Source organism: Kocuria palustris, from assembly GCF_016907795.1.
Taxonomy (GTDB): domain Bacteria; phylum Actinomycetota; class Actinomycetes; order Actinomycetales; family Micrococcaceae; genus Kocuria; species Kocuria palustris.
On the sequence record NZ_JAFBCR010000001.1, the window covers coordinates 2,076,450 to 2,093,914 of the forward strand.

Genomic DNA, 17,465 nt, shown 5'->3' on the forward strand with positions numbered 1-17,465 from the left:
AGCCCACTCGCGCACGATCCCGCGCCTGCGTGCCCGGATGCGCCGTTCGCGGGGTGGCGACGCATCCGCGCACGCAGGTGCGAGAGAAGGGGCTGGGCGGATCAGCGGGTCGAGGTGAAGCGGTCCCGCTGCTGCTGGACCCACTCGCGCAGATCGCCGGACGGGCGGCCGCGCTCGGACTTGCGCTCCTCGGCCAGATCGCGGCCGTGCCCGAAGGTCGGCTGATCGGTGGGTTCAGGGCTGGGCTCCGGTGAAGGATCGGTCGGGTCCGTCGGATCAGTGGGCTCGGGCGACGGCTCCTCCGACCCGCTCAGCTCGATCCCCACCAGCGCCGGGTTGTGGTCCGAGGCGCGGAACTGATCCGGGGCGTAGAGATCCACCACGTTGTAGTTCGCCCGCGAGTACTCCATGCCCACGGACTCGTTCGCGTTGATCTCCCAGATATCCGATCCGGTCACGGCCTCGGCGGCAGCTGGGGAGGCCAGGACGTGGTCCAGCGAGCCGGCCTGCCCGTCGAACGAGTAGCTGTGCTGGCCCTCCGGAGCCAGGTTCACGTACCCGTCCTCGTAGAGCCCGAGCATGGGGTCCTCGTGGGTGTAGGAGTTGAAGTCGCCCACCAGGAACGTGCGATCGGTGTCGGCCTCCTCCGCGAAGGACTCGGCGAAGTCCTGCATGGACTCGGCCTGGCGGGTGCGGTCGCCGTTCCAGGAGCCCTGGCCGGTGTCGGCGTTGTCGCCGGAGCCGGAACCGCCCTTGGACTTGAGGTGATTCACGACCACCACGAAGTCATCGGCCTCCGTGCCGCCCACCGGGCGGAACTCCTGGGCCAGCGGCTCACGGGCATTGTCGAAGTTCGCCTCGTCGTCGCGGATCGCGGACTCACCCACGGTCTCGACCTCGCCCGGCTGGTAGATGAATCCGGTGCGGATGACGTCCTCGGCGGCCGGCAGCTCGGACGGGGAGGCCACGTAGGCCCACTTCTCGGCTCCGGCATCGGCGTTGAGCGCATCCACCAGGGCGGAGAGCGCCTGATCGCGGTCCTTGCCGAAGGCGGCGGAGTTCTCGATCTCCTCGAGCGAGACCACCGAGGAGTCCAGGCCGTTGATCGCCGCGACGATCTTCTCCTGCTGCTGGGCGAACGAGTCCTGGTCGTAGGCCCCGCGCACGTCGCAGTAGTCGGCGGTCGTGGGATCGCCCGCGCGGTCCGAGTAGGCCTCGCAGCCGGGCTCGTCCTCGCCCAGAGAGGTGAAGTAGTTGAGCACGTTGAACGTGCCCAGCGTGTAGTCGCCGCCCACGGAGGCCGGGGCGGCATGCTCCGACCGGTCGTTCTCGAACACGGCGGGCACGGCTTCGGGGGTGTCTCCCGTGACCTGCTCGAGTGGCTGGAAGCGCCAGGCATCGTGGCCGTAGCCCAGCACGACCGGCTGATCGAAGCTGACGGTCGAGCCCGTGCGCACCGGATTCTCCAGGGCGAGGTAGGGCAGCGGCTGATCGCCGTAGCGCTCCAGATTCGTGTAATTCCACGTCGAGCCGTCGTCGAGCAGGACGCCGCGGGCGGCATTGTCGGCCTCGACCGCGGCGGCCTCGGCGGAGCCGTGCGGGGCCACGTCGGTCGGTGTGCGCAGCGGGCCCTCGCCGGAGGCCAGCCCGATCTCGCCGTAGGAGTTCAGGCTGTAGTTGTCCGAGACGGTGAACTCCCCGCTGGGCTGCAGCAGCATGCCCTCGAGGTCCTCGCGGGACTCCTCGTCGGCGGGCCAGGCCACGTCGGCGGGCTTCACGGCCTCGGCGGGCTCGCCGAGCACCTCGATGCCGCCGGCCGGCACGGAGATCTGGGTCTGGCCGTAGTACTCGTCCGCTGTGCCGGTGACCTCCACGTGATCGCCGAGCTGGGCCGCGTCGAGGGCCTCGGGGGCGTAGACGAAGATGCCGTCGGAGGCGTCGTGATCGGCGGCCAGATCGCCTCCGGTGCCCTCGGTCTGGATCTGGTAGCCGTTCAGCCCGCCGGTCTTGTAGGCGGCCGTGACGACGCCGCGGGTGGTGACCTGCTGGCCCTGGTACGGGGTCGTGTCGGCCTCGCCCTGGATCTCGGCGATCGACAGCTGCTTGCCGGGCTCGGTCGGCTCGGGCGTGGGCTCCGGCGTGGGCTCGGGCTCAGGCGTCGCGGATCCGTCTCCGGACTGCGGCGTGACCTGGCTCGACAGCGAGAAGTCGGCGGAGTTGTCGTCGGTATCCGCGGCGTCCGAGCGGTTCATCGACCGCGGATCCGCATTCGACGACGGGCTGGTGGCCCCGGCGGACTCGAAGGTGTTGGAGTCGCCGTAGCCCAGCAGGTCCACGACCGACTCCGCGCCCGCCGTGCCCTCCACGACGGAGCCGGTCGGCAGGCTCAGGGGCTGGGAGCCGTTGGAGAGCACCAGGGTGCCGCGGGTGCCCGACGGGTTCAGGCTGCCGCCGGCCTCCACATCGGCCGCGGGCAGCGCTGCCCCGTTGGTGCCGTTGGAGGCTCCGCTGACCAGGAAGTGCTCGCCGGGCTGGATGGTCCCGGACAGGCGCACGGTGTTCGACGTCCCCGCTGTTCCGGTCGCGGAGCGGTACTGCAGCGACCAGCCGTCCAGGCTCACGGGCGCATCAGTCGGGTTGTAGAGCTCCACGAACTTGTGCGAGTAGACCGCGTTGGCCGAGCCGCCGCTGAGATAGGCCTCGTTGATGACGACCTCGTCGCCGGCCGGTGAGGCGCTCGCCGGCGCCAGCGTGCTGAGCCCGGCGGGGATGGCCAGCAGGGCGGCCAGGGGAAGAGCGGCCGAGCGCAGGCGCCCGGTGCGATGCTGGGGGGTCTTCTGGGCAGTCATTTCTGGATTCCCTTCGGAGGATGGGGGCAGGGGGTGAGGACGGAGAGGGGAGGGGCCCGTCGGGAGGGGTTCCCGACGGGCCCCGGGAGATGAGCTGGGCAGGCGGCTGCGGCTCAGCGACCCGAGCGGCGCTCGCGCTGCTCGAGCACCCACTCGCGCAGATCGCCGGAGGGGCGCCCGCGGTCGGCCTTGCGCTGATCGGCCAGATCGCGGCCGTGCCCGAAGGTCGGGCGATCGGTGGGCTCCGGTGAGGGCTCCGGGCCGCTGGCGACGAAGAGCTCGGCGGGCAGCTGCATAGTGGTGCCGGCGGGGGAGACGACCAGGTAGGCGGGCCCGCCCTCCAGATCGGCGACCTGGACCTCGAGGCTCGCGGCACCGCCCACCTGACCGGAGGCGTCCTTCGCGGGCTCGCCGGTGACCTCGGCGGAGGCCACGACCTCGCCCTCCGGCGAGCCCTTCCGGATCTCGACGGTCTCGTTGGCCACCGCTCCCAGCGAGGTCATGTTCAGCTCGGAGAGTTCGAGGGTCGTGGTGCCGCCCTCGGTCGTGGAGCCGGTGACGTTGACCGCTCGGCGGTCGAACGCGGGCTCCAGAGGAGCGTCGAAGGAGCCGAGGTAGTCCTGGAAGGCCTCGCGGTCGATGCGGCCTGTGTCGGTGCTGGCCCCGCCCTCGGTGAAGGCCGTGAAGCCGTCGCCGCCCTCGAGCAGGAAGGAGACCGAGCCGGCGGTGTAGGTGGCGGCCGGGTCGAGCGGCTGGCCGTCGATCGTGATCGAGGTGATGCGATCACCTGCGGGGCGGGACTCGTCCATCGTGTACTGGACGTTGTCCGACAGCCCCAGGTGCAGGAACGCCCGCGAGGAGCCCTCCGGCTGCCACTGCTGCTCGAGCGCCTTCTCGAACTGGGCGCCGGTCAGCTCGACCGTGTTGAGGTTGTTGGCGAAGGGCAGGACGTTGTTGATCTCGGCCTCGGTGACCACGCCCTCGGCATCGCCGTCGATGATCTCCTCCGGGTCGTCGACGTAGTACAGCTCGTTGCGCAGCCCGCCCGGGTTGATCACGCCGATGTCCACGCCGTGGGACTCCGCCAGCGCGGAGCGGAAGCCCTCGGCCACCGCATTGCCCAGCGCCGACTCGTTCTGGCGGTCGTCGCGGGTGGCGCCGGTGAAGGCGGTGGTGAGGTCGCCGGTGATCCGCCCGGCAGGCGTGGAGCCGATCTGCTCCGCTGTGGCGGTGGCCTCGTCGACGATGCGGTCCACCTCGGCGGTGCGCGGCGAGGAGGCCACGAGCTGCTCGGGGGTCTGGCCCGCGATGAACTCGTCGTAGGAGGTCAGGGTGGGGACCAGGTCGACGTCATCGGCCTCGGCGTCGTAGGTGACCTCCACCTTGCCCAGGTTCGCCATGTAGGAGCCGGTCTGCATGTAGGCGCGGTCGTCGGTGCCGTCGCCGTCCACGTCCTCGCTCACGGTGTACTCGGCGTGGGTGTCGCCGCCGAAGATGACGTCGACCTCCTCGGAGGTCTCGGTCCAGAAGCGGTCCGATTCGGCCTGGGTCTGGCTCGCGGAGCCGTCGTGGTAGGCGGCGATGATGACGTCGGCCTCGCCCGAGGCGGCCAGGTCCTCGGCCACCGCGTTGACCTCGGCGACCGGGTCGGTGAAGACCAGGCCCTCCGTGGCCGACGGGGCCAGCTTGGACGGCGTGGCCTGGGTGACCGCACCGATCACGGCGAAGCTCACTCCGTCGCGCTCGAACAGCTCGTAGGCGCCATTTCCGTCGTGGCCCTCGCCCTCCATGAGCAGCGGGCCGGTCTCCGAGCCCACCCGCACGTTGGCGGCCAGGTAGGGGAACTCGGCCCGGTCGACCACGCGCTCGGTGAGGTCGTCGCGGCCCTGATCGAACTCGTGGTTGCCCACGGCGGAGGCGTCCAGCTCGAGCGCGTTGAGCATGTCCAGCGTGGGGTTGTCGTCCTGAGCGGCCGACGTGTACTGCGAGGCGCCGATGTTGTCCCCGCCCGAGAGCAGGAGGTCCTCGGGCCCGCGCTGCGACTCGATGGCTCCGGCGAAGCCCACGGGGTCCTCGTCCAGACGGCCGTGGAAGTCGTTGAAGTACAGCAGGTCGGTGGTGGCCGTGGCGCTAGCGGCGTCGGGGGCGGGCTCCACGGCCTGGGCCGGGACGACGAACGAGGAGGTGACCACGACGCCTGCGACGACGGCGGCGGACAGCGACGAGGCGCGGGAGGGCTTCAGGGCAGACATGCAGGATCCTTGCGAGGCCGAGGATGTGCCCCGCTGCTGGAGCGGCCGGAGCACCTGACCAGGCCAGACGATCATTCCTGGGTGAACCCTGAGTTACCGCTCAGTGCATATTGTGAAGTCAGGTTCGTGGCTCATGTCACAGATGGGTCTCGGAGCGAGTACTGTCTCGGTTTGTTCAACAATGACCCGAGGACGAGGCATCACTGCTCCTCACCTTGAGAAGGTGCACATGTCACACCCCACCACCGATCCTGCCCCACAGGACGCCTACGCCCACGAGCAGGAGGGCTTCCACAAGTCCCTCAGCGGTCGCCAGGTCCAGATGATCGCGATCGGCTCGGCCATCGGCACGGGTCTGTTCCTGGGTGCAGGTGGTCGCCTGGCCACGGCCGGCCCGTCGCTGTTCATCCTCTACGCGCTGTGCGGGTTCTTCGGCTACCTCATGCTGCGCTCCCTGGGCGAGCTGGTGCTGCACCGCCCGTCCTCCGGCTCGTTCGTCTCCTACGCCCGCGAGTTCTACGGCGAGAAGGCGGCCTACGTCTCCGGCTGGCTCTACTGGATGTTCTGGTCCTTCACAGCCGTGGCCGACGCCACCGCCCTGGCCCTCTACTTCCGCTGGTTCAGCCGCTACATGCCGCTGGAGTGGATCTCCGCGATCCCGCAGTGGGCCATCGCCTTCGCGGTCGTGATCCTGGTCGTGTCCTTGAATCTCGTCTCCGTGAAGGTCTTCGGCGAGATGGAGTTCTGGTTCTCGCTGATCAAGGTCGGGGCCATCGTGCTCTTCCTCGTGGTGGGCCTCTTCTTCGTCATCTTCGGAACGCCGACCGGGGCGCCCGTCGGGTTCTCCCTCATCGCCGAGAACGGCGGCATCCTCCCCAGCGGCGTCGTGCCGGCTGCGGTCATGATCGGCGGCGTGGTCTTCGCCTACGCGGGCATCGAGCTCGTGGGCACCACCGCCGGGGAGGCTGCCGACCCGCACAAGGAGATCCCGCGCGCGGTGAACTCGGTGGTCTTCCGCATCGCCGTCTTCTACTGCGGCTCGGTGCTGCTGCTGTGCCTGCTGCTGCCGTACACGGCATACTCCGGCGACGAGTCCCCGTTCGTGACGTTCTTCTCCTCGATCAACGTTGGCGCGGCCGGCCCGCTCATGCAGCTCGTGGTGATCACCGCGGCCATGTCGTCCATGAACGCCGGCATCTACTCGACCGGTCGCATCCTGCACTCCATGTCCGTGGCGGGCTCCGCGCCCAAGCTGGCCGGCAAGCTCAACGCCCAGGGCGTCCCGGTCGGCGGCATCCTGCTGACCGCCGTCATGGCGTTCATCGGCGTGGCCCTGAATATCTTCGTGCCGGAGCAGGCCTTCGAGATCGTCATGAACATCGGCGCGGTCGGCGTGATGGCCGCCTGGGTCACCATCGTGATGTCGCACCGGAAGTTCGTGAAGCTCTCCGAGCAGGGCCTGTACCAGCGCCCGTCGTTCCGCAGCCCGCTGGGGGTCTTCGGCGACTGGCTCGTGGTCGGGTTCGTCGTCGTGGTACTCTTCCTCATGGCGATCGACTACCCCGTGGGCAGCTGGACGCTCGGCCTGGCGGTCGTCGTGGTCGTGCCCGGCCTGGTGATCGGCTGGTTCGTCGTGCGCGATCGCGTCATGGAGATCTCCCGGACCCGAGACAGCTACACCGATCTCATCCCGATCGGCACGCTGGCCATGCGCGACGACGAGCTCGCGCCGCGCCCGCTGGAGGGCCCGGACGGCGACGGCCGCTGATCCTCCGCGACGACGACAGCCCCTCTCCAGCGCGCCTGCACGGCGTGCGGGGGAGGGGCTGTCCTTCATGGAGCAGCGCGTTCTCAGCTGTGATGTACGCTATATCTCGGCTGATGACGGTCGCTGCTGCACCGGTTGTTCCGTCCGGCCCTCCCGCCGCGTCCCCGTGGTGCTTGTCGGCGCCTGGGGCCGATGGCGCCTGAGCAGAAGAAGGCAGTCATGTCGCACGAGAGCAATGCCCCGGTGCAGCAGCCGGATGATCCCTTCGCCTATGAGCAGGAGGGTTTCCACAAGGGCCTCGGGGCGCGTCAGCTCCAGATGATCGCGATCGGCTCGGCCATCGGCACCGGCCTGTTCCTGGGCGCCGGCGGGCGGCTCGAGACCGCCGGCCCGTCGCTGTTCATCCTGTACGCGGTCTGCGGCTTCTTCGGCTATCTGATCCTGCGCGCCCTGGGCGAGCTGGTGCTGCACCGTCCGTCCTCGGGCTCGTTCGTCTCCTACACCCGCGAGTTCTACGGGGAGCGCTCGGCCTTCGTCTCCGGCTGGCTCTACTGGCTGAACTGGGCCATGACGGCGGTCGCCGATGCCACGGCGCTGGCGATCTACATCGCCTGGTTCGGGCAGTACGAGTCCATGGCCTTCCTGGGGGAGATCCCGCAGTGGGTCGTGGCGCTGATCGTGGTCGTCGCGGTGGTCTCTCTGAACCTCGTCTCGGTCAAGGTCTTCGGCGAGATGGAGTTCTGGTTCTCCCTGGTCAAGGTCGGGGCGCTGCTGCTGTTCCTGGTCATCGGCATCATCTTCGTGATCTTCGGGACCCCCACGGGCAGCGAGGTGGGCTTCTCCCTGATCACGAGCGAGGGCGGCCTGTTCCCGAACGGCTTCCTCCCGGCCATCATCGTCACGCAGGGCGTCGTGTTCGCCTACGCCGGCATCGAGCTCGTGGGCACCACCGCCGGCGAGACCAAGGATCCAGAGAAGGTCATCCCGCGGGCGATCAACTCCGTGATCCTGCGCATCGCGGTCTTCTACGTGGGCTCCGTGGTCCTGCTGTGCATGCTCATGCCGTACACGGCATACTCCGCCGACGAGTCCCCGTTCGTGACCTTCTTCTCCTCGATCGGCGTGGAGGCCGCAGGTCCGCTCATGCAGCTCGTGGTGATCACCGCGGCCATGTCCTCCATGAACGCCGGCATCTACTCGACCGGTCGCATCCTGCACTCCATGTCGGTGGCGGGCTCCGCGCCGAAGTTCGCCGGGACCATGAACAAGGCCGGTGTGCCGGTGGGCGGCATCCTCCTCACCGCGGTGGTGGCGCTGTTCGGCGTGGCCCTGAACTTCTGGGTCCCCGCCCAGGCCTTCGAGATCGTGCTGAACATCGCCGCGATCGGCACCATGGCCTCATGGGCCGCGATCGCGATGTCGCACCAGAAGTTCCTGCAGCTCGTGAAGCTCGGGCAGTACACCCGCCCTGGCTACCAGGCCCCGGGCGGCCGCTTCGCCGACTGGCTCGTGATCGCGTTCATCGCAGCCGTGATGGTGCTGATCGCCTTCGACTACCCCGTGGGCACCTACACGCTGGTCGCTATGGTGGCCGTCATCCCGTTCCTGGTCATCGGCTGGTTCGTGGTGCGCGATCGCGTCCGCGAGATCGCCGCGGCCCGCGACGGCTACACCGGCACTTATCCCGTGGTGGGCACCAGCCCCGGTCAGGAGCTGCTCACCCAGCGCTCGCACCGGCCGGAGGATCCGCGCGGGGGTGCCTCGGGGGACCCCGACGGGTCCCGCTGACCCTCAGCGCTTCAGCATCCAGCCGCTGCCGGGCGGAGCCGGGACATGCCGGCCACGCCCGGCGGCCGCGTGCTCCGCTCAGCGCACGACCGAGCTGAGCAGCAGGGAGGTCTCCGAGTTCACGACGCCCTTGATCGAGCGCATCCGGCGCAGCAGGTCGTCGAAGGCGCGCAGGTTCCGGCAGGAGATCTCCGCGACCAGGTCCCAGCCGCCGTTCGTGGTGTGCAGGCCCATGATCTCGGGCAGCCCGCGCAGCGAGCCGATGACCTGGTCCGTGGTGAAGCCCTGGACCTCGATGAACGAGATGGCCCGGACCTCGTCGTCGGACGCCGAGCGAGTGCGCACGGTGAAGCCGATGATCACGTCGCGGGCCGTCAGGCGCTCGATGCTGCGGCTGATCGTGGTGCGCGAGACCCCCAGCCGCTCGGCGAGCGCGGCGATGGGGGCTCGGCCGTCGGCGCGCAGCTCGGCGATCAGGCGCCGCTCCAGCTCGGTGATCTCCGTCATGCGCAGAATGCTACGCGTCGCTGTGCAGACTGCGGCTCAAGTGAGCAGATTGCACACAGATTGCGGCTTATCCGCGCACTTCTCTGCGCATACTGTGGAAAGGGTTACCCGACGAACCGTGCAGCAGCTCGTCAGCAGCAGTTCCTCAACACGTCAGAAGGAGGCCGTATGCCGCAGCTCGTGGATGTTCCGTCTATGGCGCAGTGGATCCAGCGCGAGGGCGTCGGATCGATCATCGAGAGGATGGTCGGCTACATCGAGGAGGACTTCCGCAAGTGGGAGCGCTTCGACAAGATCCCGCGCGTGGCCACGCACACCCCGGTGGGCGTCATCGAGCTCATGCCCACCTCCGACTTCGAGACGTACAGCTTCAAGTACGTCAACGGGCACCCGTCGAATCCCGCCCGCGGGTACCAGACGGTGACCGCCTACGGGATGCTCTCGGATGTCGACAACGGCTACCCCACGTTCTTCGCCGAGATGACCCTGCTGACCGCGCTGCGCACCGCGGCGAACTCGGTCATGTTCGCCCGTCAGCTGGCGCGCAAGGACTCCAAGGTGATGGCGCTGATCGGCGCCGGAAGCCAGTCCGAGTTCCAGGCCCTGGGCTTCCGCTCGGTGCTCGGCATCGAGGACCTGCGGGTCTACGACGTCGATCCAGCCGCCATGGAGAAGCTTCGCCGCAACCTGGAGCCGCTCGGCTTCCGGATCACCCTGGCCGATTCGGTCGACGAGGCCGTCGAGGGTGCCGACATCATCACCACCTGCACCGCCGACAAGGCGCAGAACAAGGTGCTCTCGGATCATCAGGTGCGCCCCGGCGTGCACCTGAACGCGGTGGGCGGCGACTGCCCCGGCAAGACGGAGCTCGAGGCGGACATCCTGCGCCGGGCCAGCGTGTTCGTGGAGTTCACGCCACAGACCCGCATCGAGGGCGAGATCCAGCAGATGGAGCCCGACTTCCCGGTCGTCGAGTTCTGGCAGGTCCTCACCGGTGCTGCTCCGGGCCGCAGATCGGACGACGAGATCACGCTCTACGACTCCGTGGGCTTCGCGATCTCTGACTTCTCCGCGCTGCGCTGCGTCCGCGACGCCACGGCGGACACCGATCTGCAGCAGCACATCGACCTGATCGCCGATCCCGATGACCCCAAGGACCTGTACTCCCTGGTCAAGGCGCCGGTCCCTGTGGGCTGACCTGCAACGACTCCCGCAGCGCCTCAGGACGGCCGACAGCACCCGCTGTCGGCCGTCCCCCTATGTGGGAGCTGACATGACCGGTCATCCGGATGGCGCAGCGATCTGTGTGCGATTGAATGTATTCATGCTTCGAGCACCGCTGATCGCGACCCCGGCCATCGTGGTGGTCGTCGCTGTCATGGTGCCGCTGGTGAGCAGCGAGTTCGTCTCGGTCAGCATCGTGGCCGGGCTGATCGCCGTCATCGGCGCCTGGTGCGTGCCGGCGACCTACACGCAGGGCGAGATCGGCTCGCTGCTGACGGTCGGCCAGGACGTCTGGACCCAGCGGCTCGCTCGCCTCAAGACCCTGCAGCTCGTGGTGGCCGGCGGCGTGCTGGTGGGACTCGTGGGCCTCGAGCTGCTGAGTGCGGCCATGGCGGCCATGTTCGGCATCGGGGTCGCCCTGGCGATCGGCGCCTTCACCGGGGCCTCGTCCGGAGCCGCCGCCTCGGATTCTGCGGTTCCCGGTGCGGGCTCGACGGGACCCGGAAGCGCGTCCCACATCGCCCGGCACGCGCACCACACTCACTGACACTCGGCACTCTCGCCGAGTAGTGCCCTCTTCTGTCCGCGCCTACGTGCCTTAATGCGCCCTGAGTATCACGTGGCGCATCTAGGTACGTAGGCGCGGGAGGGGGCTCAAGCCTCCCTTACGGCTGTGTCAGCCCCAGCAGAGGCAGAACGGGTGGCCGGCGGGATCGGCGTAGACCTGGAATCCGCGCGCGGCGGCGGGATCCTCGGCCGGCTGCAGCAGTTCGGCGCCCAGCCCCGTGATCTCCGCGTGGGCGTCCTCGAGGTCGGCGATGTAGAGGTCCAGGTGCATCTGCTGGTGCTGGGGGCCGTCGGGCCACTGCGGGCGGACGTGATCGGGGGCCAGCTGGATGCCCAGCACCTCGCGGCCGTCCACCACGATCGTGCGCCACCCGCCGGCCGCGCTCTGGAAGTCCGGCTCGGCAGTTCCGCCGAGCACTGCGGCCCAGAAGTCGGCCTCGGCGTCGACGTCGTCGGTGTCCAGCACCGGGTACTGCTTGAGGATCTCCATGGGGCCAGTCAATCGCGCGCGAGCTCATCTGTCGCCCCCGGCGCCGTCGTCGAGCGGTGCCGGGACGGGCCCCGACGGGAGCGGACCAGGCCGATGACCAGGACGATTCCCCACGCGTCGAACCAGGGATCCCACAGCCAGGCATGGCCCAGCATCGAGCTGCGGTCGAAGCCGCCGTCCGGCTGGATGGCCCCGGCGAGCACGAGCTGGGCGGTCACGGTGCTGAGCCCTCCCCAGAGGATGAGCACAGCGGCACCGAGCCAGCAGACCGCGCGGCTCAAGGCGCTGCAGCTGTACGTGGCGGGCGCGGCAACGCTCGGTCTGGTCCTCCTGAACGTCTTCGACCCGGGGGTTGCTGTCGTCGTCGTCATCGCCCTGGCGCTCGGCACCGGCGCCGCCGGATCTGGGGAGCGCTCGCGGGACTGAGTGCAAGGCTGCATCGCCGTGCTCGCCGTGCTCGCCGTGGCTCTGCTGCCTCCCCTGCTCGGGAACGAGCTGGTCATCCCCTCCGTGATCATGGCGCCCATGCTGGCTGCCGGCGTGTGGTGCATGCCGACCTCGATGCTGCGCAAGCCCTATGGATCGGTGCTCACCCTGTCGCGCGAGGTGTGGACCCGCCAGGTGGCGGTCTTGAAGTCGCGGCAGCTGCTCGTCAGCGCGGCGACGGCAGTGATCCTGGTGCTCATGGATCTCATCGAGCTCCAGGTCGCGGGCGCCGCCGGAATGGCCATCGCGCTGGGCATGAGCCTGATCTCGGGCGATACCAAGGACAAGGCCGCGCCGGAGTCCACCGAGGACGCGCCCGCGAGCTGACGGCGATCGGGCAGGGGCCGGCGGCAGGGCTCAGGCTGCCGCCGCGTCAGAAGGGCAGCCAGCCCAGGGCGCCGACCACGAAGAGCCAGGCGGTCAGCGTCGTGAACGAGGCCACCGTGGAGAGCAGAAGCGCCGCGGCTCCGAACTCGCCCTCCCCGTGCTGCTCGGCCAGGGCTGCGGCGATCGACATCGACGGCAGCGCGCAGGTCAGCAGCGCGGCCGCCGCCAGGTCCGGGGCCAGCTCGGGCAGCCCGAGCGCGGGAAGCAGCAGGATCAGGCCGAGTGCGGTCGCCGGCATGACCAGCAGCTTCGCGATCACCGTGGCCGAGAGATCCGCGAGCTGACCGCGCAGCTGCAGGCCCACGAGCATGCCGCCGATGGACAGCAGCGCTACCGCGGACGACGACTGCGCGACCAGCTGGACGGCGTCGTCGAGCATGGCGGGCAGGCTCACGCCCAGACCGGTCATCACCAGGGCCACGGCGATCGCGATGATCAGCGGGTGCGTGAGCACGCTGCGCACGATGCCGCCGATCCGGCGCCCTAGGGGAGCGCCGCGGCCGGAGGCGGCCTCGAACAGGATCAGCGCCACAGGGATGATCACCACGTTGTCCACGAGCATGGACATGCCGATGGCCAGGCCCGCAGACTCCGGGATCAGCAGCAGGAACAGGGGAGCGCCCACGAACCCGTTGTTGGTGCCGCTGGCGGACAGGGACATCGACGCCGCCCGCTGGGGCGGCATGGAGCGCGAGCGCGACCACGCGCGCGCCAGCACCACCATGACCATGCCCGCGAGCGCATAGACCAGCAGGTACGTGGGGTTCAGGATCTCGCCCAGCGAGCGCTCGTGGACGTTGACGAACACGAGCGCGGGCAGAGCGGCCTTGACCACGTAGGCGGCCAGCACGCTCATGTGCTCGCGCTGGAAGACGCCCGCGCGGGTCAGCGCATAGCCCAGGCCCACGATCAGGAAGATCGGCGCGATCGCCGAGAGGATCCCGCTCATCTCGAGCCCATTCTGCAGCAGCGCCGCCGCGCGCCTGTGTGCTTGTCCTCGCTCTCGCAGGCGAAGAGCGCGCGGAGGCACGCTGGCGCGCGGCGGGGAAGGAGCGTCAGCTTAGGCGGTGACCTGTCGCTTGGACGAGATGACGCCCGTGTTGAAGCCGGCCAGGTGCAGCCCGCCGTGGAAGCGGGCGTGCTCGATCTTCACGCAGCGGTCCATCACGGCGTTGAGCCCGGCGTCCTCGGCGATCCGCGCGGCTTCCTCGTTCCAGGAGCCCAGCTGCATCCACACCGTCTTGGCGCCGATGTCCACGGCCTCCCGGGCCACGCCGGGCAGGTCGGCGTCCTTGCGGAAGACCTCCACCAGGTCCGGGACCACGGGCAGGTCGGCCAGCGAGGGGTAGACCTTCTGCCCCAGCACCTCGTCGAGCACGGGGTTCACGAAGTAGACGTCGTACGGCGACGATGACAGCAGGTAAGTCGCCACGAAGTATGACGCGCGCGAGGGCTTGTTCGACATCCCGACGATCGCGATGGACTTCGTGGAGCGCAGGATGTTCAGGCGCTCGGGGGCGCTGGGGCCCACCCAGGTGCGGTTCTGGCTGCTCATGCGGAGGCTCCTTCGCGGGTGATGCCCGTGGCGGTGGTGAGGGCCTGATCGAGGTCCCACAGGATGTCGTCGGCGTCCTCGAGACCCACGGAGATGCGGATGAGGTCCGGGCCCACGCCTCCTGAGACGAGCTGCTCGGCGGTGAGCTGCTGATGCGTGGTGGAGGCCGGGTGCAGCACCAGGGTGCGGGCGTCGCCGATGTTGGCCAGATGGGAGGCCAGCTGCAGGCCCTCGATGAACCGGCCGCCCACCTCGCGGGCGTCGAGCTCGGCGGTGGCGGCCACGCCGAAGGCGAAGACCGAGCCGGGGCCCTGCGGCAGGTACTTCTGCGCGCGCTCGTGATGCGGGTGCCCGGGCAGCCCCGCGTAGTTCACGTAGGAGATGCGCGGGTCCGATTCCAGCCACTCGGAGACGGCCTGGGCGTTGGCCACGTGGGCGTCGATGCGCTGCGGCAGCGTCTCCACGCCCTGGAGCAGGTTCCAGGCCGACTGCGGGGACAGGGCCGGGCCGATGTCGCGCAGCTGCTCGGAGCGCAGCTTGGTCAGGAAGCCGTACTCGCCGAAGTTCCCCCACCAGCTCACGCCGTTGTAGGACGGCACCGGCTCCGTCATGGAAGGGAACTTCCCGCTGCCCCAGTCGAAGCGCCCGGACTCGACGACGACGCCGCCCAGCGTGGAGCCGTGCCCGCCCAGGAACTTGGTGGCCGAGTGGATCACGATGTCCGCACCGTGCTCGAAGGGCCGGTTCAGGTACGGGGTGTTCAGCGTGGCGTCCACGACCAGCGGGATCCCGGCCTCGTGGGCCACGGCCGCCAGCCCCTCCAGATCGGCGATCTCGCCCGACGGGTTCGCGATCAGCTCGGTGTACACGGCCTTGGTCTGCGGCGTGAGGGCGGCCCGGAAGTCGGCGGGGTCGGTGCCCTGCACGAACGTGGTCTCCACGCCGAAGCGGCGCAGGGTGACGTCGAGCTGGGTGACCGTGCCGCCGTAGAGCTGGGACGAGGCCACGATGTGATCGCCCTGCCCGCACAGCGCGGCGAAGGTGATGAACTCGGCGGCCATGCCCGAGGCGGTGGCCACGGCGCCGATGCCGCCCTCCAGGGAGGCCACGCGCTCCTCGAAGGCCGCGACCGTGGGGTTGCCGATGCGCGAGTAGATGTTGCCGTACTTCTGCAGGGCGAACAGGTTGGCGGCGTCATCGGCGTCCTTGAACACGAACGAGCTGGTCTGGTAGATCGGCACGGAGCGGGCCCCGTGCTGGGCATCGGGAGTCCCGCCTGCGTGCAGCGCACGGGTGCGGAATCCGAACTGGTGCTCGGCCATGTGTCCTCCTCGTGGGGCGCGCCCCTGGTGTGGGTCCTGCTGGAGAGTCTGTGCCGCCGGGTGGGGCCCCGCAAGCAGGGCGACGCGGCGGCGATGGTGGGTGCGGGTCAGCCGCGCGCCGAGAAGATCTGCTCGATCGCCTCGAGCGACCCCTCGTTCTGCAGCGACGAGCGATCGCCCAGCGGCCGCCCCTCGTAGAGCTGGGCGAGCAGGCGCCGGGTGATCTTCCCGGAGCGGGTCTTGGGCAGATCGGGCACGGGGATCACCTCGCGCGGCTTGGCGATCGGGCCGATCTCCTGCGCCACATGGGCGCGCAGGGTCTCGCGGACCTCGGCCTCGGGCAGGGCACGGCCTTCCGAGGTGAGCACCACGCAGGCCAGAACGGCATGGCCGGTCAGCGCATCGGCCACCGGAGCGGTCCCGGCCTCGACGACCAGCGGATGCGTGACCAGCGCCGACTCGATCTCGATCGTGGACAGCCGGTGCCCCGAGATGTTGATGACGTCGTCGACCCTGCCGAGGATGTAGAGATCGCCCTCCTCGTCGAGCCGGGCGCCGTCGCCGGCCAGGAACCAGCCGCGCTCGCCGTACTCCGCCCAGTACGAGCTCAGGTAGCGCTGCGGGTCTCCCCACACGGTCCGGGCCATGGACGGCCCGATCGCATCCACCACGACGAGGCCCTGCTCGCCCGCAGCGACCTCCTCGCCGGCCGCGTCCACCACGCGGGTCGAGACCCCGGGAACGGGGCGCACCGCGCAGCCCGGCTTGGCCGCGGTGTGCGGGGTGCCCTCGGGGAACGTCCCGGAAGGGGCGAACTGCGGATCGTGGGGCCGGGGCGAGGCCACGCAGGAGCCGGTCTCGGACTGCCACCAGGTGTCCACGAACGGGACCTCGCCGCGGCCCACCTGCTCGCGCAGCCACCGCCAGGCCTCGGGATTGATGGACTCGCCCACCGAGCCCAGCAGGCGGATCGAGGACAGGTTCCAGACCTTGGGCAGGCCCTTGGGGAACGCGCCCATGAGCGAGCGGATCAGCGTGGGGGCGGTGTAGTAGGTCGTCACGCCGTAGCGCTCGATGATGTCGAAGTGCCGGCCGAAGTCCGGGGTGCTCGGAGTGCCCTCGTAGATGACCTCGGTGACGCCGTTGACCAGCGGGCCGTAGATCTCGTAGGTGTGCGCGGTGACCCAGGCCAGATCGGCGGTGCACCAGTGGACCGCCGAATCCACCTTGGCGGGGTCGTTGACAGCGGAGAGCTCCTGCGGGCGCAGCACGCCGTGGTCGTCCGGGGCATCCGGCAGCAGGTCGAAGAGCAGCGCGTGCGTGTAGGCGGCCTGGACCAGGTAGCCGCTCATGGTGTGCACCAGGCCCTTGGGCCTGCCGGTGGTCCCGGAGGTGTAGATGATGAACAGCGGCGTCTCGGCGTCGAAGGCCTGCGCCTCGTGGACGTCGGAGACCGACTCGAGCAGCTCGTGCCACCACAGGTCCCGGCCCTGGGTCCAGGGCAGCTCCATCTGGTCCTTGGAGCGCGCCCCGCGCTTGCCGGCCGGCAGCTTCGCGTTGCCGGGCCGGGAGGTCCGGCGCACCACGAGCACGTGCTCGATCGCGTTGGTGCCGGCACACGCTTCATCTGCCTGGGCCTTGACCGGCACCACCTTGCCGCGGCGGTTCTGCCCGTCGGTGGTGACCAGGACCTTGGCGCCGGTGTCCTCGACGCGGAAGCGCAGCGCCTCGGCGGAGAAGCCTCCGAAGACCAGTGAGTGCACCGCCCCGATCCGGGCGCAGGCCAGCGTGATGATCACGGTCTCCGGGATCACCGGCAGGTAGATCACCACGCGGTCGCCCTGGACCACGCCCAGCGACTCCAGCGCGTTCGCAGCCCGGGCCACGGCCTTCTGCAGGTCGGCGTAGGTCCAGGTCTGGCGGTCGCCGGGCTCGCCCTCGAAGTGCAGGGCCACGTGCGAGCCGCGCCCGGCCTCCACATGGCGGTCCACGCAGTTGACGGCGACGTTGAGCTTGCCGCCCTCGAACCAGGCGATCTCGGGTACCGAGTAGGTGGGGCTGCCGTCGTCGTCGGTGCCGATCCGCTGCGGCTTGTCGAAGCGGTGCGTCGTGTGCCACGGCTGCGCCCAGTCCAGGCGGGAGGCCTGCTCGGCCCAGAAGGCCACGCGCGCCTCATCGGAGATCCGCGCGGGATTCGGCGTGGGGGCCAGGGGATCGGAGTAGGACTGCGTTGCGCTCATACGGGTGCTCCTTGCGGGGTGCCCGCGGCT

Annotated in this window: 15 protein-coding genes; 6 read left to right on the forward strand and 9 right to left on the reverse strand. The window is 69.7% G+C overall.

All coding sequences use genetic code 11. The features are described 5' to 3' along the window. Nucleotides 1-101 precede the first annotated feature (101 nt). Nucleotides 102-2,849: an ExeM/NucH family extracellular endonuclease gene (locus JOE55_RS09255; protein WP_204782716.1), complete on the reverse strand. Its 2,748-nt coding sequence runs from the start codon at nucleotides 2,847-2,849 to the stop codon at nucleotides 102-104. A gap of 113 nt (nucleotides 2,850-2,962) precedes the next feature. After that, complete coding sequence (locus JOE55_RS09260) at nucleotides 2,963-5,101, reverse strand: bifunctional metallophosphatase/5'-nucleotidase (protein WP_204782717.1); 2,139 nt, start codon at nucleotides 5,099-5,101, stop codon at nucleotides 2,963-2,965. 229 nt (nucleotides 5,102-5,330) lie between these two features. Between JOE55_RS09260 and JOE55_RS09265 the strand changes: the two genes are divergently transcribed. Continuing rightward, on the forward strand, nucleotides 5,331-6,869 hold the full coding sequence (locus JOE55_RS09265) for an amino acid permease (RefSeq protein WP_204782718.1): 1,539 nt from the start codon (nucleotides 5,331-5,333) through the stop codon (nucleotides 6,867-6,869). 219 nt (nucleotides 6,870-7,088) lie between these two features. Continuing rightward, nucleotides 7,089-8,657 carry an amino acid permease gene (locus JOE55_RS09270; protein ID WP_239546582.1) on the forward strand — a complete coding sequence of 523 codons (1,569 nt, stop codon included), beginning with the start codon at nucleotides 7,089-7,091 and terminating at the stop codon, nucleotides 8,655-8,657. A gap of 78 nt (nucleotides 8,658-8,735) precedes the next feature. Here JOE55_RS09270 and JOE55_RS09275 read toward each other — a convergent pair whose 3' ends face one another. After that, entirely contained in the window at nucleotides 8,736-9,164 is a 429-nt protein-coding gene (locus tag JOE55_RS09275) for an Lrp/AsnC family transcriptional regulator (RefSeq protein WP_024289162.1), read from the reverse strand. A 168-nt stretch (nucleotides 9,165-9,332) separates the two neighbouring features. On the opposite strand from JOE55_RS09275, the gene JOE55_RS09280 reads away from it, so the two are divergent. Both JOE55_RS09280 and JOE55_RS09285 read left to right on the forward strand, forming a co-directional pair. Then, complete coding sequence (locus tag JOE55_RS09280) at nucleotides 9,333-10,361, forward strand: ornithine cyclodeaminase (protein WP_204782719.1); 1,029 nt, start codon at nucleotides 9,333-9,335, stop codon at nucleotides 10,359-10,361. Between the two features lie 127 nt (nucleotides 10,362-10,488). After that, entirely contained in the window at nucleotides 10,489-10,935 is a 447-nt protein-coding gene (locus JOE55_RS09285; protein ID WP_058870734.1) for a hypothetical protein, read from the forward strand. 129 nt (nucleotides 10,936-11,064) lie between these two features. On the opposite strand, the gene JOE55_RS09290 is transcribed toward JOE55_RS09285, so the two are convergent. Together JOE55_RS09290 and JOE55_RS13165 are read right to left on the reverse strand one after the other, a co-directional pair. Further along, a complete protein-coding gene (locus JOE55_RS09290; RefSeq protein WP_058870733.1) occupies nucleotides 11,065-11,445 on the reverse strand; it encodes a VOC family protein in 381 nt (126 codons plus the stop codon). 8 nt (nucleotides 11,446-11,453) lie between these two features. Continuing rightward, nucleotides 11,454-11,663, reverse strand: coding sequence for a hypothetical protein (locus tag JOE55_RS13165; RefSeq protein ID WP_239546584.1), 210 nt, complete (start codon nucleotides 11,661-11,663; stop codon nucleotides 11,454-11,456). 22 nt (nucleotides 11,664-11,685) lie between these two features. Between JOE55_RS13165 and JOE55_RS13170 the strand changes: the two genes are divergently transcribed. Together JOE55_RS13170 and JOE55_RS09300 are read left to right on the forward strand one after the other, a co-directional pair. Further along, nucleotides 11,686-11,871: a hypothetical protein gene (locus JOE55_RS13170; protein ID WP_239546586.1), complete on the forward strand. Its 186-nt coding sequence runs from the start codon at nucleotides 11,686-11,688 to the stop codon at nucleotides 11,869-11,871. An 18-nt stretch (nucleotides 11,872-11,889) separates the two neighbouring features. After that, nucleotides 11,890-12,258: a hypothetical protein gene (locus JOE55_RS09300; RefSeq protein ID WP_204783313.1), complete on the forward strand. Its 369-nt coding sequence runs from the start codon at nucleotides 11,890-11,892 to the stop codon at nucleotides 12,256-12,258. Nucleotides 12,259-12,304: 46 nt separating this feature from the next. Here the strand turns inward: JOE55_RS09300 and JOE55_RS09305 are convergent, their stop codons facing one another. The 4 genes from JOE55_RS09305 to JOE55_RS09320 all read right to left on the reverse strand — a co-directional run bounded on the left by JOE55_RS09305 (nucleotide 12,305) and on the right by JOE55_RS09320 (nucleotide 17,435). Then, nucleotides 12,305-13,267, reverse strand: a complete 963-nt coding sequence (locus JOE55_RS09305; protein WP_204782720.1) for an AEC family transporter — start codon at nucleotides 13,265-13,267, stop codon at nucleotides 12,305-12,307. Between the two features lie 111 nt (nucleotides 13,268-13,378). Continuing rightward, nucleotides 13,379-13,873 (reverse strand): CoA-binding protein, encoded by a 495-nt coding sequence (locus JOE55_RS09310; RefSeq protein ID WP_006214693.1) that lies wholly within the window; start codon nucleotides 13,871-13,873, stop codon nucleotides 13,379-13,381. Beyond that, complete coding sequence (locus JOE55_RS09315) at nucleotides 13,870-15,195, reverse strand: O-acetylhomoserine aminocarboxypropyltransferase/cysteine synthase family protein (protein ID WP_204782721.1); 1,326 nt, start codon at nucleotides 15,193-15,195, stop codon at nucleotides 13,870-13,872. Before JOE55_RS09315 ends, JOE55_RS09310 begins: the two co-directional genes overlap by 4 nt. A 107-nt stretch (nucleotides 15,196-15,302) precedes the next feature. Next, entirely contained in the window at nucleotides 15,303-17,435 is a 2,133-nt protein-coding gene (locus JOE55_RS09320; protein ID WP_204782722.1) for an AMP-binding protein, read from the reverse strand. Between the last annotated feature and the right edge of the window lie 30 nt (nucleotides 17,436-17,465).